At 66.9% G+C, this 21,402-nt stretch carries 22 protein-coding genes; 6 read left to right on the forward strand and 16 right to left on the reverse strand.

The features are described 5' to 3' along the window. The coding region (locus tag A9977_RS34095) for a hypothetical protein (RefSeq protein ID WP_220811880.1) at positions 1-306 on the forward strand (306 nt) is incomplete at its 5' end. 133 nt (positions 307-439) lie between these two features. Here A9977_RS34095 and A9977_RS17700 read toward each other — a convergent pair. The 8 genes from A9977_RS17700 to ppsA all read right to left on the reverse strand — a co-directional run bounded on the left by A9977_RS17700 (position 440) and on the right by ppsA (position 8,584). Continuing rightward, positions 440-2,413, reverse strand: a complete 1,974-nt coding sequence (locus tag A9977_RS17700) for a UvrD-helicase domain-containing protein (protein WP_183026191.1) — start codon at positions 2,411-2,413, stop codon at positions 440-442. A gap of 2 nt (positions 2,414-2,415) precedes the next feature. Beyond that, a complete protein-coding gene (dnaB, locus tag A9977_RS17705; RefSeq protein WP_183026192.1) occupies positions 2,416-3,825 on the reverse strand; it encodes a replicative DNA helicase in 1,410 nt (469 codons plus the stop codon). A 178-nt stretch (positions 3,826-4,003) separates the two neighbouring features. After that, entirely contained in the window at positions 4,004-4,456 is a 453-nt protein-coding gene (gene rplI / locus A9977_RS17710) for a 50S ribosomal protein L9 (RefSeq protein WP_183026193.1), read from the reverse strand. 11 nt (positions 4,457-4,467) lie between these two features. Continuing rightward, positions 4,468-4,749 carry a 30S ribosomal protein S18 gene (gene rpsR / locus A9977_RS17715; protein WP_007830781.1) on the reverse strand — a complete coding sequence of 94 codons (282 nt, stop codon included), beginning with the start codon at positions 4,747-4,749 and terminating at the stop codon, positions 4,468-4,470. A 21-nt stretch (positions 4,750-4,770) separates the two neighbouring features. Further along, a complete protein-coding gene (priB, locus tag A9977_RS17720; protein WP_286556497.1) occupies positions 4,771-5,076 on the reverse strand; it encodes a primosomal replication protein N in 306 nt (101 codons plus the stop codon). Positions 5,077-5,080: 4 nt separating this feature from the next. Beyond that, the gene (rpsF, locus tag A9977_RS17725; protein WP_183026194.1) at positions 5,081-5,455 is read right to left on the reverse strand and encodes a 30S ribosomal protein S6; all 375 of its coding nucleotides are present in this window, start codon (positions 5,453-5,455) and stop codon (positions 5,081-5,083) included. A gap of 103 nt (positions 5,456-5,558) precedes the next feature. Continuing rightward, the gene (locus A9977_RS17730) at positions 5,559-6,032 is read right to left on the reverse strand and encodes a hypothetical protein (protein WP_183026195.1); all 474 of its coding nucleotides are present in this window, start codon (positions 6,030-6,032) and stop codon (positions 5,559-5,561) included. A 158-nt stretch (positions 6,033-6,190) separates the two neighbouring features. After that, on the reverse strand, positions 6,191-8,584 hold the full coding sequence (gene ppsA / locus A9977_RS17735) for a phosphoenolpyruvate synthase (RefSeq protein ID WP_183026196.1): 2,394 nt from the start codon (positions 8,582-8,584) through the stop codon (positions 6,191-6,193). Between the two features lie 202 nt (positions 8,585-8,786). Between ppsA and A9977_RS17740 the strand changes: the two genes are divergently transcribed. Next, positions 8,787-9,608, forward strand: a complete 822-nt coding sequence (locus A9977_RS17740; protein ID WP_183026197.1) for a pyruvate, water dikinase regulatory protein — start codon at positions 8,787-8,789, stop codon at positions 9,606-9,608. Between the two features lie 4 nt (positions 9,609-9,612). Here A9977_RS17740 and A9977_RS34315 read toward each other — a convergent pair whose 3' ends face one another. The 8 genes from A9977_RS34315 to ahpC form a co-directional block, all read right to left on the reverse strand. After that, on the reverse strand, positions 9,613-10,392 hold the full coding sequence (locus A9977_RS34315) for a heme ABC transporter ATP-binding protein (protein ID WP_310936159.1): 780 nt from the start codon (positions 10,390-10,392) through the stop codon (positions 9,613-9,615). Continuing rightward, positions 10,389-11,426 carry an iron ABC transporter permease gene (locus A9977_RS34320; RefSeq protein ID WP_259652026.1) on the reverse strand — a complete coding sequence of 346 codons (1,038 nt, stop codon included), beginning with the start codon at positions 11,424-11,426 and terminating at the stop codon, positions 10,389-10,391. The genes A9977_RS34315 and A9977_RS34320 overlap by 4 nt, the downstream gene beginning before the upstream one ends. After that, positions 11,423-12,295, reverse strand: a complete 873-nt coding sequence (locus A9977_RS17750; protein ID WP_183026198.1) for a hemin ABC transporter substrate-binding protein — start codon at positions 12,293-12,295, stop codon at positions 11,423-11,425. Before A9977_RS17750 ends, A9977_RS34320 begins: the two co-directional genes overlap by 4 nt. Positions 12,296-12,302: 7 nt before the next feature. Beyond that, on the reverse strand, positions 12,303-12,680 hold the full coding sequence (locus A9977_RS17755; protein ID WP_183026199.1) for a VOC family protein: 378 nt from the start codon (positions 12,678-12,680) through the stop codon (positions 12,303-12,305). After that, entirely contained in the window at positions 12,677-13,747 is a 1,071-nt protein-coding gene (locus tag A9977_RS17760; RefSeq protein WP_183026200.1) for a hemin-degrading factor, read from the reverse strand. The genes A9977_RS17755 and A9977_RS17760 overlap by 4 nt, the downstream gene beginning before the upstream one ends. A gap of 30 nt (positions 13,748-13,777) precedes the next feature. After that, positions 13,778-15,952 (reverse strand): TonB-dependent hemoglobin/transferrin/lactoferrin family receptor, encoded by a 2,175-nt coding sequence (locus tag A9977_RS17765; protein WP_183026201.1) that lies wholly within the window; start codon positions 15,950-15,952, stop codon positions 13,778-13,780. A gap of 212 nt (positions 15,953-16,164) precedes the next feature. Continuing rightward, positions 16,165-17,751 (reverse strand): alkyl hydroperoxide reductase subunit F, encoded by a 1,587-nt coding sequence (gene ahpF, locus A9977_RS17770; protein ID WP_183026202.1) that lies wholly within the window; start codon positions 17,749-17,751, stop codon positions 16,165-16,167. Positions 17,752-17,842: 91 nt separating this feature from the next. Continuing rightward, positions 17,843-18,406 (reverse strand): alkyl hydroperoxide reductase subunit C, encoded by a 564-nt coding sequence (ahpC, locus tag A9977_RS17775; protein ID WP_183026203.1) that lies wholly within the window; start codon positions 18,404-18,406, stop codon positions 17,843-17,845. Positions 18,407-18,666: 260 nt separating this feature from the next. Here ahpC and bfr point away from each other — a divergent pair, with 260 nt between their 5' ends. From bfr to A9977_RS17795, 4 genes are all read left to right on the forward strand, one after another. Continuing rightward, complete coding sequence (bfr, locus tag A9977_RS17780; protein ID WP_183026204.1) at positions 18,667-19,143, forward strand: bacterioferritin; 477 nt, start codon at positions 18,667-18,669, stop codon at positions 19,141-19,143. Positions 19,144-19,348: 205 nt separating this feature from the next. Continuing rightward, entirely contained in the window at positions 19,349-19,996 is a 648-nt protein-coding gene (locus tag A9977_RS17785) for a PepSY-associated TM helix domain-containing protein (protein ID WP_183026205.1), read from the forward strand. A 28-nt stretch (positions 19,997-20,024) separates the two neighbouring features. Beyond that, positions 20,025-20,552: a DUF2271 domain-containing protein gene (locus A9977_RS17790; protein WP_183026206.1), complete on the forward strand. Its 528-nt coding sequence runs from the start codon at positions 20,025-20,027 to the stop codon at positions 20,550-20,552. Positions 20,553-20,587: 35 nt separating this feature from the next. Beyond that, positions 20,588-21,397, forward strand: coding sequence for a DUF4198 domain-containing protein (locus A9977_RS17795; RefSeq protein ID WP_183026207.1), 810 nt, complete (start codon positions 20,588-20,590; stop codon positions 21,395-21,397). Positions 21,398-21,402: the final 5 nt, after the last annotated feature.

Here is a 21,402-nt window from a genome sequence, read left to right on the forward strand (position 1 = left end):
AAGCCTTGTAGTCTATCACGGTTTTTACAGAACCGTCAAACTTTTTTCGCTTTCTTTTTCTTCACCGTCTCGCTTCGTTCTGACTCTCGTCCTCCTGAAGCTCAACTGCGATTCGTTTTCAGCGCAGCCTTCTATTATGACTCGGTTTTCACAACTTCGTCAAACCTTTCGGCTTTTTTCTTTGCCCACCAGAGTGAAGCCTCTCAGCTCCACCCCGGTCTGCTTTCGTACATGACGTCTGCTGAGCGAAGCCCACGAGTATATGCCAAAGCGGAAGGACTTCGAAGCGCTCGAGCAGAAAGTTGAAGAATCTGCACCGGCGGCGCAAGAGTGGCCTCCTTTCGAAGGGCTGCGCGGGTCGGGCACCGCGCTTTGCTGTGGGCCGTTCGCGGGGACGCCCTCCCAGAAGTGACCGGTGCTGCGGCCTCGGGAGGCGTTCTCAACGCAGGCGCGAGACGAAGCTGCTGGGTTGCGCGCGATGCGCATAGAGGCTCAGCGAGTTCCGGGCGCGGGTCATCCCCACATAGAACAGGTTCTCCTCCTCCAGCGGCGTGCCCCGGTCGCCCGGGAACTCGCCCTGCTTCATATAGGGCAAGGCGACGTGCTCGAACTCCAGCCCCTTGACCGATGCGACATCGGCCAGCAGCACGCCGGCCGAGGCGTTGCGCAGCGTGCGTTGCTTGATCTCGGCATCGTTGAGGCTCTGGAAGAATTCGGCCGGCGTGGCGAAGCGCTGCGCCGAATGCGCCAGGCCGCGCAGGTTGCCCTGCACCTCCGCGCGCCGCGCCTCCTGCACGAAGGCGCCAGCCGCGAGCAGGTCCATGCGCAAGGCCGTCACGACCCGTTCCAGCAGTTGCGGGCCCGATGCCGTCTGCGCGATCTGCACCGCGGTACGCAGGCGCTGTGCCACGGCGGGCGTCACGCCCTTCAGCACCTGGTTCTCGAAGAAGAGCTTGAGGATCAGCGGGTTGTCCGTGACATAGCGGACCGCGTCCTCGAGCAACTCACGCTGCGTGCGGTTCTCCTGCCCGGCCGAACTGATGCGCACGTCGCAGAAGAACACGAAGGCCTCGACCACGCGGCGCCGTGTCTGCGGATCGTCGATGCTGGTGAAGCGGTCGGCCGCCACGGCCAGCAGGCCGCGCACCAGCAGGATCTCGGGGCGCATCAGGTAGCTGTCGAAGCCGCGCGTCGTATAGGCGATGTCGGCCGCGAGCAAGGCGTTCTCGAGCTCGACCGACTGGTCCGGGTGCCGCAGCAGCACCGCGAAGGCGGGCTGCCGCTTGCGCCCCAGCTTGGCCTGCCGGATCTCCTCGACCAGCAGGCTCTCGCAGCTCTGCGCGCCCTCGTCGTCGTAGACCTGGGTCCGCACGGCGGTCGCGTGCGCGCTGGCCGATGCGCACTTCTTCTGCTTGAAGCGCGCCACCGCCCGGGCCAGCGACGCGTCGTAGCGGAAGCTGGCCGTGAGCGCATAGCGCCGGATGCGGCGCGCATTGGTGCGCTCGATCTCGTCGCCCAGGAAGCGCGCGTCCGCACCGGCGGCCGAATAGATGACTTGGTCGACGTCGCCCACGCCGCAGAAGAAGCGGTGCGTGCCCAGCAGCTTCGACAGGATCAGGTGCATGGCCTGGTTCATGTCGTGCATCTCGTCGACCATCACCATCTTCACGCGCTGCGGCCAGGCCGGCAGCGACTCGGGCAGTTCGCCCTCGAGGATGGCGCGGGCCAGGTCGTAGGTGGCATCGAAGGGGCCACGGAACACCGGATGGTCGGGGTGGCCGCCGCGCCGGATCCGCTCGTAGGCCTTGAAGATCTTGAGCAGCGTGTAGTCGCAGCCCAGCGAGGCGGCGAAGGCCGGGTCGGTCGCGCCCTCGTGCTCGCCCAGGTCCAGCAGCATGCGGCCCTTGAGGTTCAGGTCGACCTGCAGGAAGGCCTCGACGGTGGCGTTGTCGCCCATCGAGGGAATCACCAGTTCGCTGCGCCAGCGCTCCGATTCGTTGCCGGCCACGACCTCGATCGCCTCCCACACCGCGCCCTTGAGCGCCTCGGCGTCAGGCCTGACCGGCACCAGCGCGCCGTCGAGCTCACGCAGCACCGAGCGCGAGAAGGACTCGAAGGTCTCGATGCCGAACTGCCGCACCACGGCCGCCGGCACGCCGATGCGGCCCAGCGCCAGTGCGAGCGCCTCGCGCGCCTCGTCGGTGTAGGTCAGCGCCAGGCAGTCGCGGGGCTGCACGCCACGCGTCCACGACTCGGCCATGCGCAGCGCCAGCGTGGTGGTCTTGGCCGCGCCCGCATTGGCCTCGATGATGATGGTGTTCTCGGGCGCGATCTGGATCGCCGACTGCTCCGCGGTGGGCACGATGCCCCGGACCATGAACTGGGCCGGTTGCGGCAGGCGGGCCGACGGCACGCTCAAAAGTCGCCGCCGCCGCCACCCATGGCCAGGCTCTCGAACTTGGTGATCGACTTGAGGAAGGCCAGCTTGACCGTGCCCGTGGGGCCGTTCCGCTGCTTGCTGATGATCACCTCGGCCACGCCGGGCTCCTTGCTGTTCTTGTCGTAGTAGTCGTCGCGGTAGATGAACATGATCACGTCCGCGTCCTGCTCGATGGCGCCCGATTCGCGCAGGTCGCTCATCATGGGACGCTTGTCGGTGCGCGACTCCACGCCGCGGCTGAGCTGCGACAGCGCGATCACCGGGCACTTCAGTTCCTTGGCCAGCATCTTCAGGCCGCGCGAGATTTCGCCCACGGCCGTGGCGCGGTTCTCGTCGTTCATCGAGGTCGACACGCTCATCAGCTGCAGGTAGTCGACCACGATCAGGCCGAGCTGTCCGCAGGTGCGCGCGAGCCGGCGCGAGTTGGCGCGCAGTTCGCTGGTGGTCAGGCCCGGCGTCTCGTCGATGTGCAGCGAGATGGTGCGCAGCTTCTCGATCGCTTCGGTCAGGCGCGGCCACTCCTCGTCGGTGAGCTTGCCGGTGCGCAGGTGGGTCTGGTCGATGCGGCCGATCGAGCCGACGATCCGCACCGCCAGCTGCGAGGCGCCCATTTCCATCGAGAAGATGGCCACGGGCAGGCCCTCGTTGAGCGCCACGTTCTCCGCGATGTTGATGGCCAGCGCGGTCTTGCCCATCGAGGGGCGCGCGGCCAGCACGATCATGTCGCCGGCCTGGAAGCCCGAGGTCATGCGGTCGAGGTCGATGAAGCCGGTCGGCACGCCCGTGATGTCGGCCGGGTTGTCGGCCATCTCGGTCACTCGGTCGAGCAGTTCCAGCACCAGGGTGTCCATGCCCTGGAAGCCCTGCTTCGAGCGCGAGCCCTCTTCGCCGATGTTGAAGATCTTCTGCTCGGCCTCGTCGAGCAGCTTGTCGACCGCCTTGCCCTGCGGGTTGAAGGCCTCGGTCGAGATCTCGTCGGCGGCCGTCACCAGCTTGCGCAGGATCGAGCGCTCGCGCACGATCTCGGCATAGCGGCGGATGTTGCTCGCGCTCGGCACGTACTGCGCGAGCGAGTTCAGGTACAGCAGCCCGCCGACCTCCCCGGCCTTGCCGAGGTTCTCCAGGTGCTCGAACACGGTGATCACGTCGGCCGGCTTGGAGCCGTTGATCAGCGTGCCGATGGCACCGTAGATCAGCTTGTGTTCGTAGCGGTAGAAGTCGGCGTCGACCAGCAGGTCGCCCATCCGGTCCCAGGCGCCGTTGTCGAGCAGCAGCCCGCCCAGCACGCTGGACTCGGCCTCGATGGAATGAGGGGGAATGCGTAGCTTCGCGACTTCGCGATCGCCCGACGAATCATTGTCGGCATAGGAGAAAACGGCGGACATGGGCTTTCCTTGCAATCGCCGATGCTACGGCGCGCGGCAGGGCTGCGCACGGGACAACACTGTGGATAAGGTGTGATCTTCCGGTGCAGCGACAGGGACAACCCGCGGCAGGGTCATCCGGAAAAACAAAAGCCGCCCGAAGGCGGCTTTGGCGTTGCGCACGAGGCGCAAGCGACGATCAGGCGGTTTCGCCGTAGACCGACACGGTGATGTCGACCACCACGTCGGTGTGCAGCGCGACGCTGACGACGCTGTCGCCGACGACCTTGATCTGGCCGTTGGGCATGCGCACTTGCGACTTCACGACCTTGTAGCCGAGCTTGTTCAGCTCTTCGGAGATGTCACCGTTGGTGACCGAACCGAACAGACGACCGTCGACGCCGGCCTTCTGCGTGATCTTGACTGCCGTGCCGGCGAGCTTCTCGCCTTGGGCTTGCGAATCGGCCAGCTTGGCGGCCGCAGCCTTTTCGAGTTCGACGCGCTTGGCTTCGAATTCGGCCTTGTTGGCTTCCGTGGCGCGGCGGGCGCGGCCCGACGGGATCAGGAAGTTGCGTGCGTAGCCGTCCTTGACCTTGACGATATCGCCCAGGGCGCCGACGTTGACGACCTTGTCCAGAAGAATGATCTGCATGTGTATTCCCCTTAGACGCGGTGCTGGTCGCTGTACGGGACCATGGCCAGGAAGCGCGCGCGCTTGATGGCGGTGTTGAGCTGACGCTGGTAGATCGCGCGCGTGCCGGTCAGGCGTGCGGGGATGATCTTGCCGTTTTCGCTGATGAAGTCACGCAGCGTGTCGATGTCCTTGTAGTCGATCTCTTCGACGCCAGCGACCGTGAAGCGGCAGAAACGCTTGCGCTTGAACAGCAGCGACTGGGTGTTGCGCTTGGGGCGCTTGTCTTTGTTGAATTTCTTGAACGTGGCCATTTCGGGACCTCTCTTCGAAAATTAATCTTGCTGAAAATCCTGGATGTGGAGCACCGGGTGCTTGGCCGAGCCGGGTGTCGCCAGAAAGCCCCTGAATCGCCAGAGACTTCCCAGCGCCTGCGTCGCGAACCGTTCGGCCACTGCGCCGAAGGCGACGGCCTTGAGGACCGCCTTGACCTGCCGGGGCCTTCCGACCTCTTGCACCGTCGACTCGTGTTCGAGCTTCAGGTCCAGGGCGGGCAGGCCCGCGGGGGTGAACCGCAGGGTACCGAGTTCGACGACGCGGGCCGTCAGCAGGAGCTGATTGACCGCGGCAGCCGGAGACACATCATCAGTTGTTGTTGGCAGCGTATTCGGCCTGCTGAGCCTTGCGGGCTTCTTCGCGTTCGACCGTCTTCATCATCGACGAAGGACCGGTGTCGGCCTTCTTCTTCTGAACGGTCAGGTGACGCAGCACGGCGTCGTTGAACTTGAACGCGTGTTCCAGCTCGGCCATCACGGCCTGTTCAGCCTCGATGTTGACGCACAGGTAGTGCGCCTTGTTGAGCTTGTTGATCTGGTACGCCAGTTGGCGACGGCCCCAGTCTTCGACGCGGTGGATCTTGCCGCCGCCGGTCGTGATCAGGCCCTTGTAGCGCTCCAGCATGGCCGGAACTTGCTCGCTCTGATCCGGATGGATCAGCAAAATGATTTCGTAATGACGCATGGCACTCCTTGTGGATCTTCCGTAGAAGGGTTAAAGCCACCCGCAGCGTCGGCGCAGTGTGGCAAGGCAAAGCCGGCGATTATAGCAACATGGCAGTGAAAGCCTAGGAATCGACGCCGAGGCCCAGGGCGCGGTCCAGCATTTCGGCCTTGTCCGGGCCGACGGCGGCCCGGATCTTTGGCGCCAGCGCCAGCAGTTCCTCATAGGAAGCCGTGCCCTCCACCGCCAGGTTGAGGCGGAAGCCGCGCAGGCCGAGTGCGCCGGTCAGCTGGGTGGCGACCGGGTAGGCGTCCTGGTAGCGCTGCTGGGGCGAGCGCGCGGCATCGACGGGCGCGATGGGCGCCCTTGCCACTGCAGTTGCTGCTGCATCGAGGGGCGCCGCGCCCGGCTGGCCCAGCAGGCCCAGCTCGACCATCTGCTCGATGTCCTCGCGCGCGATGCCCATGCCCGCGCCCAGCACGTCGTCGACCGAGCGCTGGCCGTCGAAAAGAATGAAGGCGGAACGCTGCCGCGGTGTCAGGCGGATCGAACGGTCCTTGAAGACCCGTTGGCCCGCTTCTGTCTTGAGAAGAATCATGGTGCCTTCCAAGCGTGTTGTCTCGAACAGGCAGTTTGACAGCAAAAAGACTTCTTGCTTCAAATTGCATCCGATGCAACAAGGTCGCACGCTTGCGCGCGCGTGCCTGGAAGGACTCGCCATGGCGCGGGACCGGCCCGCGCCACGGTGCAGGCGACTCAGCGCTTGGCGAGCTGCTGCCAGGTGTCGATCACGCTGTCGGGGTTCAGCGAGATCGATTCGATGCCCTCTTCGGCCAGCCACAGCGCGAAGTCCGGGTGGTCGCTCGGGCCCTGGCCGCAGATGCCGACGTACTTGCCCTGCGCCTTGCAGGCCTTGATGGCGCGGCTCAGCATGGCTTTGACGGCCGGGTCGCGCTCGTCGAAGTCGGCGGCCAGCAGTTCGAGGCCGGAATCGCGGTCCAGGCCCAGGGTGAGCTGGGTCAGGTCGTTCGAGCCGATCGAGAAGCCGTCGAAGTACTGCAGGAACTCGTCGGCCAGGATGGCGTTGCTCGGCACCTCGCACATCATGATGATCTTGAGCTCGTTCTCGCCGCGCTTGAGGCCTTCGGCGGCCAGCAGGTCGGTCACGCGCTCGGCCTGCTTCAGGGTGCGCACGAAGGGCACCATGATCTGCACGTTGGTCAGGCCCATCTCGTTTCGCACGCGCTTGAGCGCCTCGCACTCCATCAGGAAGGCCTCGCGGAACTCGTCGCTGACGTAGCGCGCCGCGCCGCGGAAGCCCAGCATCGGGTTCTCTTCTTCCGGCTCGTAGCGGCTGCCGCCGATCAGCTTGCGGTACTCGTTGGACTTGAAGTCCGACAGGCGCACGATCACCGGCTTGGGCCAGAAGGCCGCGCCGATGGTGGCGATGCCTTCGGCCACCTTGTCGACGTAGAAGGCCCGCGGCGAGGCGTGGCCGCGCGCCACCGACTCGACGGCCTTCTTCAGGTCGGTATCGACGTTCGGATAGTCGAGGATCGCCTTCGGGTGCACGCCGATGTTGTTGTTGATGATGAACTCGAGCCGGGCCAGGCCCACGCCGTGGTTGGGCAGCTGCGCGAAGTCGAAGGCCAGCTGGGGATTGCCCACGTTCATCATGATCTTGAGGTCGACCGGCGGCATCTCGCCGCGCTGCACCTCGGTCACCTCGGTCTCGAGCAGGCCGTCGTAGATGAAGCCGGTGTCGCCCTCGGCGCAGCTCACGGTGACCAGCGTGCCGTCCTTGAGCAGGTCGGTCGCGTCGCCGCAGCCCACCACGGCCGGAATGCCGAGTTCGCGCGCGATGATGGCCGCGTGGCAGGTGCGCCCGCCGCGGTTGGTCACGATGGCGGCGGCACGCTTCATCACCGGTTCCCAGTTGGGGTCGGTCATGTCGGTGACCAGCACGTCGCCGGGCTGCACCTGGTCCATCTCGCTGATGTTGTGCACCAGGCGCACCGGGCCGGTGCCGATCTTCTGGCCGATGGCACGGCCTTCGGCCAGCACGGCGCCGCGGCCCAGCAGCTTGTAGCGCTGCTCAGGCTTGCCCTGCTGCTGGCTCTTCACCGTTTCGGGACGCGCCTGCAGGATGTAGAGGTGGCCGTCGGTGCCGTCCTTGCCCCACTCGATGTCCATCGGGCGGCCGTAATGCTCTTCGATCACCAGCGCGTACTTGGCCAGCTGCTCGACGTCGGCGTCGCTCAGCGAGTAGCGGTTGCGCTGCTCGGCCTTGACGTCGGTGGTCTTGACCAGCTTGCCGCTGGCCTTCTTCTCTTCCGGCGTGGCGAACTCCATCTGGATCAGCTTGGAGCCCAGGTTGCGCCGGATCACCGCGCGCTTGCCGGCCTTGAGGGTCGGCTTGTGCACGTAGAACTCGTCGGGGTTCACGGCGCCCTGCACCACCGTCTCGCCCAGGCCGTAGCTGGAGGTGATGAACACCACGTCCTCGAAGCCCGACTCGGTGTCGATGGTGAACATCACGCCGGCCGCGCCCAGGTCGGAGCGCACCATGCGCTGCACGCCGGCCGACAGCGCGACCACGTCGTGCGCGAAGCCCTTGTGCACGCGGTAGCTGATCGCACGGTCGTTGTAGAGCGAAGCGAACACTTCCTTCATCTTGTGCAGCACGTCGTCGATGCCGACCACGTTGAGGAAGGTCTCCTGCTGGCCCGCGAACGAAGCGTCGGGCAGGTCTTCGGCGGTGGCCGAGGAACGCACGGCGAACGAGGCGGCCGGGTTGCCCGCGCTCAGCGTGGCGAAGGCGTCGCCGATGGCTTTCTGCAGGTCGGCCGGGAAGGGCTGGGCCTCGACCATGGCGCGGATCTCGGCGCCAGCGGCGGCCAGGGCGCGCACGTCCTCGGTGTCGAGCGCGGCCAGGCGCTTGCTGATCTTGTCGGCCAGGCCGTCGTGGGCCAGGAATTCGCGGAACGCATGGGCCGTGGTCGCGAAGCCCGTGGGCACGCGCACGCCTTGCGGCAGCTGGGAAATCATCTCGCCGAGACTGGCGTTTTTGCCGCCGACCGACTCGACGTCGGTCATTCTCAGGTTTTCAAACGGAACGACCAAGGCGGTCGCGTCGAAAAGTGCAGACATGGGAAAGCTCCAGAAGTTGAAACCGGTGCCGCATGCGGACGGCGCTGCACGATCGTTGTCGTTGCTTTAGGTGCGGGCGCGGTGGACATGGGATGTAGATAGGGTGTCGAGAAAGTGGCGTCCGGCCGGACGAAATCTCGATAATGGGCCGGATTGTAGGCGCGACCTTGCCGGTCGTGCAGAAGGACAAAACCGCCTCATCATGACCACACGCTCAGTCTTCTTCGTCTCCGATGGCACCGGCATCACCGCAGAAACCTTCGGCAACGCCGTGCTGGCGCAGTTCGAAATCAAGCCCAGGCACATCCGGCTGCCCTTCACCGACACGGTCGACAAGGCGCACCAGGCGGTGCGGCAGATCAACCACACGGCCGAAATCGAGGGCCAGCGCCCCATCGTCTTCACCACGCTGGCCAACATGGACGTGCTGGGCGTGATCGAGACCGGCTGCAAGGGCATGCTGCTCGACATGTTCGGCACCTTCGTGCGGCCGCTGGAGATCGAGCTGGCGATGAAGTCCAACCACCGGATCGGCCGCTTCAGCGACGTCAGCAAGAGCAAGGAGTACACGGCGCGCATCGCGGCCATCGACTTCAGCCTGGCGCACGACGACGGCCAGAGCAACCGCGACCTGCAGGGCGCCGACGTGATCCTGGTGGGCGTGAGCCGCAGCGGCAAGACGCCGACCTCGCTCTACCTGGCGATGCAGCACGGCCTCAAGGCCGCCAACTACCCGCTGATCCCCGAGGATTTCGACCGCCGCCAGCTGCCGCCCGCGCTGATTCCGCACCGCAAGAAGATCTTCGGCCTCACGATCCAGCCCGAGCGCCTGAGCGAGATCCGCAACGAGCGCCGGCCGAACTCGCGCTATGCCAGCCTGGAGAACTGCCGCCACGAGGTCAGCGAGGCCGAGGCGATGATGCGGCGCGCGGGCATCCGCTGGCTCAGCACCACGACCAAGTCGATCGAGGAGATCGCGACCACGATCCTCCAGGAGCTGCAGCCGCAACGGCTCACGTACTGACGGTTCAGCCGAACAGAAACTGCGCCGTGCCGTCGGCGCTGGTCACCGGCTGGCAGGGCATGCGCCACACCCTTTCGATCAGCGCGGGTTGCAGCACCTCGGCCGCCGGCCCCTGGTGCACGCCGCCGGCACCGTCCAGCACCAGCACATCGTCGGCATAGCGGCGCGCCAGGTTCAGGTCGTGCAGCACGGCCACCACGCCGACGCCTTCGGCCGCCCGCGTCCGCAGCAGCTGCATGGCGGCGTGCTGGTGCGCCAGGTCGAGCGCGGCCGTGGGCTCGTCGAGCAGCAGCCAGCGCACCGCGCCATCGGGCCGCGGCGACCAGAGCTGGGCCAGCGCGCGCGCCAGGTGCACCCTCGCCTTCTCGCCACCCGACAAGGTGTTGAGCACCCGCGGCGCCAGCGCCGTCACATCGGTCAGCGCCATCGCGGCGGGCACGATCGCGTCCTCGTCAGTGCTGGGTGCGCGCCGGTGCGGATAGCGGCCCAGCGCCACGATGTCGACCGCGCTGAAATCGAAGGCCACCGCGCTTTCCTGCGGCATCACCGCGCGGCGCAGCGCCAGCGCGGCCGGGCCATGCGCGGAAAGTGGGCGCTCATCCAGCATCACCCGGCCCCGGGTGGGCGCGCGCTGGCCGCTCAGCAGCGACAGCAGCGTCGACTTGCCCGCGCCGTTGGGGCCGAGGATCGCGGCCACGCGGCCCGGCAGGAAGCGGGCGCTCGCGGGCGGCAGCAGCGTCTTGCCGCCGACGGCGACCGACACCTCGATGCAGGCCAGCGTCACAGCCGCCCCCTGAAATGCCGCAGCATCAGCAGGAACATCGGCACGCCGATCGCGGCCGTGAGCACGCCCAGCGGCAGTTCGGTGGGCGCCATGGCGGTGCGCGCCACCGTGTCGGCGGCCAGCACCAGCACCGCGCCCAGCAGGGCCGAGGCCGGCAGCACGATGCGGTGGTCGGGCCCGGCGATCAGCCGCACCCAGTGCGGCGCGATCAGGCCGACGAAACCGATGATGCCGGTGGTCGCGGTCACGGCGCCGACCGCGAAGGCCGTGACCCAGATCGCGCGCCGCTTGATGCGCTCGACGTCGACGCCCAGCATCGCCGCCTGCGCCTCGCCCAGCGCGATGGCATTGAGCGGCCGCGCGAGCGTCATGCCCGCCGCGAGCGCGACCAGCACCACGCCGCCCACCAGCAGCACCGCGCTCCAGCGCGCGCCGCCCAGGCTGCCCAGCAGCCAGAACTGCAGGCTGCGCAGCTGTTCGTCGCTGGCCATCACGCTCAGGAAGCCCAGGCCCGCGCCGGCCAGCGCATTGATCGCGATGCCCGCGAGCAGCATCAGCGCCATGCGCGTGCCGCCCTCGCTCTGCGACAGGCTGTAGATCAGCAGCGTGACCGCGAAGCCGCCGCCGAAGGCCGTGGTCACCAGCGTCCAGCTGCCCAGGCTGCGCGGCAGGTGCGGAAAGAAGGAGGCGCCGAGCACGATGGTCACGCCCGCCGCCAGCGCGGCGCCGCTGCTGATGCCGATCAGGCCCGGGTCGGCCAGCGGATTGCGGAACAGCCCCTGCATCAGCGTGCCCGCCATGCCCAGGCCGGCACCGGCCACCAGGCCCAGGATCAGGCGCGGCAGCCGGATGTTGACGAAGACCAGGTGCTCGGGCGAGGGCTGTTCGGTCCCCTGCCAGAGATCGCGCAGCACGCCAAGCAGCTGCGCGCCGCTGATCGCATAGGCGCCCGAAGAGGCGGCCACGACCAGCATCAGCGCGAGCAGCGCCGCGCCGGTGCCGAGCACCGTGCGCGCGGACCAGCGCGTGGTCATGCTTTGAGCAACTGCGTGTGCAACTCGCCGATGGCCCCAGGCAGCCGCGGCCCGAAGCCCAGCAGCAGCACCGCATCGTGCGCGATCAGCGCACGCTTCCTGAAGGCCGGCGTCAATGCCAGCTCGGGCCGCTGCCAGAACTTGTCGACGCCGCCGTGCGCCTCGAGGCTCTGGGTGGTGGTCAGGATCAGGTCGGGCGCGGCGCTGGCCATGGCCTCGGCCGTCATCGGGCGATAGCCCTGGAAGCCACCCAGGCAGTTCACGCCGCCGGCGAAGCCGATCACCGCATGCGCGGCGGTCTTCTCGCCCGACACCTGTGGGCTCGCGCTGTGCGACAGCACGAAGAGCACGCGCGGCTTGCGCCCCGAGGCCGCGGCCACGCGCTGCTGCACCTGGGCCCACTCGGCGTCGAGCCTGGCCTGCAGTTCGCGGGCCTGCGCCTCGCGCGCGGCGGCGCGGCCCACGGCCTGCACCTTGCGCTGCACTTCGGCCCAGCTGTGGTCGGCCTCGACCAGTTCGAGCTTCACGCCAGCACCGCGCAACTGGTCGAGCACCACGGTCGGGCCGGACTCGGTGGTGGCGATCACCGCATCGGGCTTGAGCGACAGCAGGCCCTCGGCCGAGAGCTGGCGCATGTAGCCGACCTTGGGCGTCTTCAAGGCCGCCGCCGGGTAGATGCTGGTGGTGTCGGTGCCCACGAGCTGGGCTTCGGCGCCCAGCACATAGACCACTTCGGTGATCGCGCCGCTGATCGTGACCAGGCGCGGGGCTTTGGCCTGCGCCAGCGCGGGCAGCGCGAGCGCGCCGGCCGATGCCAGGGCCAGCCGCAGCGCGTCACGCCGCGAATCGGAGAAGGACGGGATGTTCATGCGGTGCTCAGGCCTTGCGCGGGATGTTCTGGGCGATGCGCCAGCACACGCCGGCAGGATCGGTCAGCGTGAAATCGATCATGGCCCAGGGCTGCTCGACCGGTGGCGTGATCCGCACGCCATGGCGCTCGACCACGCCGCTGGCCTGCACCTGCGCCCACCAGGCGTGCACGTCTTCCACCAGCAGGTGCATGGAGAGGTTCTCGGCCAGTGCCTGCACATAGAAGTCGCACAGCAGGAAGCTGGTCGAACCGTGGTGGAAGTACGAGACACCGCCGCCGTCCGACGCCAGCGTGAAGCCGAGGTCCCGGTAGAAGGCCTGCGACAGCGCATAGTCCTTCGCGGGCACGAAGGCCTTGATCTCGACCGTCTTGAGATTGCTCATGCCGCGGCCTCCGCGCGCGCCAGCTTGCGCACCACCGCGCGCCAGTCTTCGCGCTCGGCGGCGCCGGGCTTGCGCGCGCCGAAGAACATGGCCATCAGCTGGCCGTCGCGGTCGAAGGCCTCGACCGAGGTCACGATGCCGTCGCTGGTCGGCTTCTCGACGATCCACACGGCCTCGATCAGGTCCTCGCGCAGGTGCAGGTTGAAACCCGGGTCGAGCACGTTGAGCCACTGCATGCCGCGCATCTCCATCGGCTCGATGCGCACCACCGGGCCGGTGTGGATCTGGATGCAGCCCGCGTTCGAGACGAACACCATGATCGGCACGCCCTCAAAGGCCGCTTCGTGCAGCAGCGCGCGGATGGCCGAGGTGGCGGCGCGCTGGGTGAAGCGCCCCTGCGTGAGCCGGAAGCTCTGCTGGCGCTCGACCTCGAAGGTGTTCAGCAGGCCGAAGAACTGGTGCGTGTCCTGCATCGCGGCCCAGGCCTCGCGCAGGCCTTCGGCATCGATCTGCGCATCGGGCCGCGGCGGCGCCTTGGGCATCGGCGGCGTGAATGCCGGCGCCAGCGACAGGTCGGTGTGCGCGTCGATCACCGACTGCAGCGCCGCACGGTCGGTCGCGTCGCGCGCGAAGATCTTGTGCACCGCCAGGCCGTGCGGATCGTAGAACTGCAGGCTCAGCGACGGCGGCTGGCCGGCGTTGGCCGCGGCCTCGCTGACCGCGAAGCCCGCATGCCACTGGCTGAAGAACAGGCGCAGGTCGATGTCCTCGCCCAGCGCCAGCGCAACATGGCCCGAGCCCGAGAGCTTCTGGTAGACGCCGGTCTTCTCGTGCACGGTCGACGGGTTGCGCGTCAGCGCGAGCACCGGGCCGCAGCGCTCCAGCGATTGCAGCAGCGCGAGCCAGGGCCCGCGCAGGGGCGTGGCGCGCAGCGCCTGCGCATGCTCGCCCGCATGGGCGGCGATGGCCTCGCCTTCGCTGATCGACAGCGCCTCGGCCGCGTCCTTGTGGCGGCGGCCCTGTGCACGCAGCGCGGCGAACTGCGCACGGATCTCATGAACGTTCATCGTGTTCTTCTTTCTTCAGTCAGGCATGAATCAGAAATCGGCCACCAGCGACACATTGAAGCTGCGGCCGGGCTGGGTGTAGGCGTCGCGGATGTTCGAGTTCGACGCCACACCGCGCACGTCGCTCCACATCCAGTACTTCTTGTCCGTCAGGTTGACCACCGACGCGTTCAAGCGCAAGTCCTTGCGGATGCGCCACTGCGCACTCAGGTCCAGCGTGGTGGCCGAGGGCGTGACGAACTGCGTGGCGGCCGGGTTGCGCGTGGCCGCGACGATCTCGCTGTGGTCGACGTCGGCGCTCTTCTTGGCCGAATGGTGGACCGCATCGAGGCGCACGCTCCACACCGGCGCCTGGTACTTGAGGCCGACGTAGAGCTTCTGCGGATCGACCGAGTTGAGCGGCGTGTTGGTGGTGCGGTCGCGCCCGCGCGTCTGGCCGTAGGCGAAGGGCAGCGAGAAGCCCTTGCCGGAAGCGGTCCAGTCGACCTCGCCCTTGATCTCGAAGCCGCTGATGCGCGCGCGCCCGATGTTCACCGACTGGTAGATCAGCGGATCGATGCGCGGAATGCCGCGGCCGCCGACCAGCCGGTCGTTCTCGATCAGGTCCCGGTAGTTGCCGGTGAAGGCCGCCACGTCGAAGTTCACGATGCCGGTGCGGCCGCGCAGGCCCAACTCGAAGTTCTGGCTCTTCTCGGGCTTGAGGTTCGGGTTCGGGATGGTCTTGTAGCCCGAGGTGATGTTCTCGAAGAAGTTGTTGATCTGGAAGGCGTTGGGCGCCTTGAAGCCCGCGGCGTAGTTGCCGTAGACGCTCCACTGCGGCGCGGCGCGGAACAGCACGCCCAGCTTGGGCGACACGGCCGAATCCGACAGCGAGACCGCGGTGGCGTTGAAGCCGACCTGGTCGGCGTCGATGGAGAAATGGTCGACGCGCACGCCCGGCGTGATGCTCCAGCGGTCGTGGATGAACTCGTCCTGCACGTAGAAGGCGCTGGTGCGTTCCTTGGTGTCGGGGAAGCGCTTGAGCGGGTAGCTCTCGCCGGCCGGCGGCACCATGCCGGTCTGCAGGTTCTCGATCTTGGCCAGCGTGTAGTCGAAGCCGTAGGTGATGCGCTGCGCCCAGTCGCTGCCCATGCGGATCGTCTTGTCGGCCTGCAGGCCCAGCTGCAGCGTGTTCTCGCCGTAGGTCACGTCGCGGCTGCGGTCGGGCGAGCTGAAGCGGTCCTCGAAGATGAATTCGCGCGAATTGGCCTTCTGGTAGCTCACCACGGCCTGGAGGTTGTCGGCCAGCGCCGAGTCCACGCGCAGGCGGCCATCGTAGGTCAGGCGGTTGCGTTCCTGGTCGGTCTTGGCGTTCAGGCCGATGACCGAAGCCGCGGCATAGGGCGGCTTGGCGATGCCTGAGAGCAGGTCGTAGCGCGACGTCTTCTCGACATGCTCGAAGGTGAAGCTGTGGCGCTGGTCGGCGTTGGGCGTGAGGATCACCTTGCCCAGCAGCGAATTGCCGCGGCTGCGCTCGGGGTTGGGCGTGGTGCGGTCGATGTTGGCCGCGTCGTTGTCGCCCATGTTGTCGAGTGCGTGCGCGCGGTTGAGGTTCGCCGACAGCAGCCACTGCACGGTGTCGCTGGGCTTGCCGGCCAGCGTGAGGCCGGTGTGCCAGCCCTTGTCGTCGCCGCTATAGCCCACGCTCGCGCTGCCGCCGAAGGTCTTGCCCTCCTGCAGGAAGGAAGCGGGTTCACGCGTGATGAAGTTGACCAGGCCCGCGAGGCCGTCGGAACCGTAGAGCGCCGACGCCGGCCCCTTGATGATCTCGATGCGCTCGACCAGTCCGATGTCGAAGTAGTCGCGGCCGAAGGCGTTGGCGCTGAAGACGTAGCTGCGCGGCGAGCGGATGCCGTCGGTCAGCAGCAGCACCCGGTTGCCGTCGAGCCCTCGGATGTTGAAGCCCGCGTTGCCGTCGCGGCCGGTGTTGCCCGAGGCCAGGCCGAAGCGCGCCGGCGCCCGCTTGACCGACACGTTGGGCAGCTCGCGCACCGCGCCGCGGATGTCGTGGATCTGCTGCGCCTCGATGGCCTCGCGGTCGATCACCTCGACGCTGGCGGCCAGGTCGTCCTTCTTCTGCTCGGTGCGCGAGCCGCTCACCACGACCTCGCCCAGTGCGGCCGTGCGGACGCCTGCGGCCTGCTGCGCCGAGGCCGGCGATGCCATGCCGAAGCCGATAGCGATCAGCGAGCAGAGGACGGAAAGACGATGGGGGGAAGGAAGGGAGGAGGCCAAAACGAAGGTCCAAGGAACAGTGGTTGAAACTGCTCGCTGGACCGGTGCGCGCACCTCGTGCGGCTCGTCTGGCTGGCGGTGGCCGGGCACGATGCCCGGGGCGCCAAATTATATGAGAACAATTCTCATCTGAAGCAATGACCTCAGGCGACAGCCAGGGCTTTCTCGGCCTGCTCCGCCGGTGCCGGCGTGCGGATCAGGTGGTCGAAGGCGCTCAACGCGGCCTTCGCGCCGTCGCCGGCCGCGATGATGATCTGCTTGAACGGCACGGTGGTCGCGTCGCCCGCGGCGAACACGCCCGGCACCGAGGTCTGGCCGCGGGCATCGACCACGATCTCGCCGTGCTTCGACAGCTCGACCGTGCCCTTGAGCCAGTCGGTGTTGGGCACCAGGCCGATCTGGATGAACACGCCTTCGAGCGCCACGGTGTGCAGTTCGCCGCTCGCACGGTCCTTGTAGACCAGGCCGTTGACCGTCTGGTCGCCGGTGATCTCGGTGGTCTGCGCGTTGGTGAACACGTCCACGTTCTTCAGGCTGCGCAGCTTGCGCTGCAGCACTTCGTCGGCGCGCAACTGCTTGTCGAACTCGATCAGCGTCACATGGCCCACGATGCCGGCCAGGTCGATCGCGGCCTCGACACCCGAGTTGCCGCCGCCCACCACCGCGACGCGCTTGCCCTTGAACAGCGGGCCGTCGCAATGCGGGCAGTAGGCCACGCCCTTGTTCTTGAACTCGTGCTCGCCCGGCACGTTGATGTTGCGCCAGCGCGCGCCGGTCGACAGGATCACGGTGCGGCTCCTGAGCGAGGCGCCGCTCTCAAGCTTGATCTCGACATAGTCGTCACCCGGCACCAGCGCCGCGGCGCGCTGCAGATTCATGATGTCAACGTCGTAGGCCCGCACGTGCTCCTCGAGCGCCACCGCGAACTTCGGACCCACGGTTTCCTTGACCGAGATGAAGTTCTCGATGCCCATGGTGTCCAGCACCTGGCCGCCGAAGCGCTCCGAGGCCACGCCGGTACGGATGCCCTTGCGTGCGGCATATACGGCCGCGGCGGCGCCGGCCGGGCCGCCGCCGACGACCAGCACGTCGAACGGGGCCTTGGCATCGATCTTCTTCGCTTCTCGTTCGACGCCGCTGGTGTCGATCTTGGCGAGGATTTCCTCAAGGCTCATGCGGCCCTGGCCGAACTCGGTGCCGTTCAGGAACACGGTGGGCACGGCCATGATCTGGCGTTCCGCGACCTCGGCCGGGAAAGTGCCGCCTTCGATCATGGTGGTGCGGATGCGCGGGTTCTGCACTGCCATCAGGTTCAGCGCCTGGACCACGTCGGGGCAGTTGTGGCAGGTCAGCGAGACGTAGATCTCGAATTCGAAATCGCCGTCGAGCGCCTTGATCTGGTCGAGCACTTCCTGCTCGACCTTCGGGGGATAGCCGCCGATCTGGAGCAAGGCCAGGATCAGCGAGGTGAATTCATGGCCCATCGGCAGGCCGGCGAAGCGCGGGCCATGGTTTTCGCCCGGGCGGTTGACCGAGAACGAGGGCTTGCGGTGGTTGTCGTCGCGGCTTTCGCTGAGCGTGACCAGCGGCGACGATTCGGCGACGTCCTTCAGCAGCGACAGCAGTTCGCCCGAGGCCTTGCTGTCGTCGAGCGAGGCGACGATCTCGATCGGCTGGGTGGCGCGTTCGAGGTAACTCTTCAATTGGGCTTTGGTGCTGGCGTCGAGCATGGAGGACTCACTTTCGATATCTTAAAACTATCAACTGGGGCCAAAAAGGCCCGGGGCCTCGTGAGCGCCCGGGCTTTTCCGCGCGGGGCGCTTAGATCTTGCCGACGAGGTCGAAGGACGGCGCGATGGTCTTGTCGCCTTCATTCCACTTGGCCGGGCAGACTTCGTTCGGGTGGGCGGCGGTGTACACGGCGGCCTTGAGCTTGCGCAGCGTTTCCTTCACGTCGCGGGCGATTTCGTTGGAGTGCACTTCGGCGGTCTTGATGATGCCGTCGGGGTTGATCACGAAGGTGCCGCGCAGTGCCAGGCCTTCTTCGGGGATGTGCACGCCGAAGGCGTTGGTCAGCGTGTGGGTCGGGTCGCCCACCAGCGGGAACTTGGCCTTGCCGACGGCCGGCGAGGTGTCGTGCCAGACCTTGTGCGAGAAGTGCGTGTCGGTGGTCACGATGTAGACCTCGGCACCCAGCTTCTGGAATTCGGGGTAGTTGTCGGCCGCGTCTTCGACTTCGGTCGGGCAGTTGAAGGTGAAGGCCGCGGGCATGAAGATCAGGACCGACCACTTGCCCTTGAGCGTCTCGTCGGACACGTCGATGAACTTGCCGTTGAGGTAGGCCTGGGTCTTGAAGGGTTGGACTGCGGTATTGATCAGGGACATGGTGATTCCTTGGAACTGCGGGTGGACAAAATTTGGTGCGAGCCATGAGTATAGCTACCAATTAGGACAAATTCATAGCATTGAACTATCGACTGCATCGGCGGCCCCTATGAAAAACAAAGGCCGGCCGCGGCCCGCGACCGACCGAATACGAACGCCTATCACCCTCGTACGCATGCAGACCGGCCGCGCATGGGATTGCTTGCGCGGGCCCCGCGAGGACCGGGACAATCCCCTCTTTCAGAACAAGGAAAACGATCATGAAGGGCGACCCACAAGTCATCGAACATCTGCAGGCGCAGCTCAAGAACGAGCTGACTGCGATCAACCAGTACTTCCTGCACTACCGGATGCTCAAGCACTGGGGCCTGGACAAGCTGGCCAAGAAGGAATACGAAGAGTCGATTGGCGAGATGAAGCACGCCGACTGGCTCATGGACCGCATCTTCATGCTCGACGGCCTGCCCAACCTGCAGGACCTCGCCAAGCTGAACGTGGGTGAAGACGTGCCCGAGCTGCTGGCCTGCGACCTCAAGGCCGAGTACGGCGCCCAGGCGACCATCAAGGCCGGCATCGCGCATTGCGAGACCGTGCGCGACTACGTCTCGCGCGACCTGCTGCAGAAGATCCTCGACGACACCGAAGAGCACATCGACTTCCTGGAAACCCAGATCGACCTGGTCGACCGCGTCGGCCTGCAGAACTACCTGCAGTCGCAGATGGGCGAGATCCAGTAAACGGCCCGCCGCGCTTCGCTTTGCACAACGGGACTTCGGTCCCGTTTTTTATGGGCGCGCCGGCCCTTTACGCAACTTCACACGCTATGGAATCCGGAGCATCGCCCCTCGGGCGCGCGGAGGGTGCGGGCGCTTTTCTCCATCGGGCCACAGGGCCAAGAATGACATTCATTCTCATTTGAAGGGCTAGAATCCGGCCCTTCCAATGAAGACCGCCTCCGCTCCCGACAACCGCCGACGTGCCTACTGGCTCAAGACCCTGCACGAATGGCACTGGGTGAGTTCGGCGTTGTGCCTGATCGGGATGATCCTGTTCGCGGTCACCGGCTTCACGCTCAACCACGCCTCGCAAATCGAGTCCAAGCCCAGGATCACCACGCTGCGCGCGAGCGTCGATGCGGCCCAGCGCGAGCGGCTCGCGCAGCAGGCGGGCGAGATCGTGAAGGCCCGCAAGGGCCGGGCCGAACTGCCCGCCGAACTGCAGGCCTGGGCGAAGAAGAACTGGCAGCTCGACACGCCCGGCGAGGCCGAATGGTCGGACGAGGAGATCTACCTGTCGCTGCCGCGCCCCGGCGGCGACGCCTGGATGCGGCTCAACCTGGACGACGGCGAGGTCGAGTACGAGCGCACCGACCGCGGCTGGATCTCCTACCTCAACGACCTGCACAAGGGCCGCCACACCGGCGTGGCCTGGAGCTGGTTCATCGACATCTTCGCGGGCGCCGCGCTGGTGTTCTCGATCACCGGCCTCTTCATCCTCAAGATGCACGCCGGCAACCGGCCCTTCACCTGGCCGATGGTCGGCATGGGCCTGGTCATCCCGGTGCTGCTGGCACTGCTGTTCATCCACTAGATCGTTCCTTCGACAGAAAGGCTTCTCCGTGCAAGTCCGCTACTCCCTGGCCGTGCCAGCGCTCGCCGCCCTGTTCGGCGCCCCCGTCTTCGCGGCCGGTCTCGGCGCCAGCATCGAGGTGCCGCGCATCAACGCTTCCGAGTACCACCGGCCCTACGTGGCGGCCTGGATCGAGCGCGCCGACAACAGCGTGGCCGCCACGGTCGTCGTCTGGTACGACGTGCGGACCAAGACCAACAACCCCGAGGGCGAGGGCACCAAGTGGCTCAAGGACCTGCGCCAGTGGTGGCGCCGCACCGGCCGCGAACTCGAGGTGCCGATCGACGGCGTGACCGGCGCGACCAAGCCGGCCGGCAAGCACCAGGTCGCCCTGGCCGATGCCGCGACCGCCAAGCTCGCACCGGGCGCCTACAAGTTCGTGGTCGAGGCCGCGCGCGAAGTCGGCGGCCGCGAGGTGGTGACGATTCCCTTCCAATGGCCGCCGACCAAGACCGACCAGCAGAGCGCCAGCGGAAGCACGGAACTGGGCGAAATCAAACTCGAACTCAAGCCCTGAGCTTCTCCGATCCCACCCATTACCGGAACACCGACATGAACCTCTCGCTTCGCTCCATCGCCCTGGCCGCGACCCTGGCCGCCACGCTCGGCGCCGCCCATGCGCACAACGCCTGGCTGCTGCCCTCCTCCACCGTGCTGTCCAAGCCCGACACCATCTCGGTCGACGCCGCGATCTCGAACGACCTGTTCGTCGCCAACCACGCGGCCATGCGGCTCGAGAATCTGCAGATCACGGCACCCGACGGCAGCGCGGTCAAGGCCGAGAGCGAAGCCAAGCTCAAGCACCGCAGCGTGTTCGACGTCAACGCGGCGCTGCCGGGCACCTACCGCATCGCGGTGGTGAACAACGGCGCCTTCGCCAGCTGGAAGGACAAGGCCACGGGCCAGGCCAAGCGCGCGCGCGGCACGGCCGAATCCATCGCCAAGGACGTCCCGGCCGACGCGCAGGACGTGGTCATCACCCAGTCGATCGGCCGCATCGAGACCTTCGTCTCGGTCGGCAAGCCCTCCGCGCCCAAGGCCATCGGCCAGGGCCTGGAACTGGTGGCGTCCAGCGGTGCGCTCACCGACCTGGCCAAGGGCGAGAAGTCCAGCTTCACGCTGCACGTCGACGGCCAGCCGGCCCAGGACCTCGAGGTCACGGTGACCGCCGGCAACACGCAGTACCGCGACGCGCTGGGCGAGCTGAAGCTCAAGACCGACGCCAAGGGCCAGTTCAGCGTGACCTGGCCCGCGGCCGGCATGTACTGGATCGACGCCAGCACCAAGGACGGCAAGACCACGCTGCCGCAGGCCAAGGAACGCCGCCTGAGCTACGCCGCCACCGTGGAAGTGATGCCCTGAGCCTT

This window comes from Variovorax sp. UMC13 (genome assembly GCF_014170375.1).
Lineage (GTDB): Bacteria > Pseudomonadota > Gammaproteobacteria > Burkholderiales > Burkholderiaceae_C > Variovorax.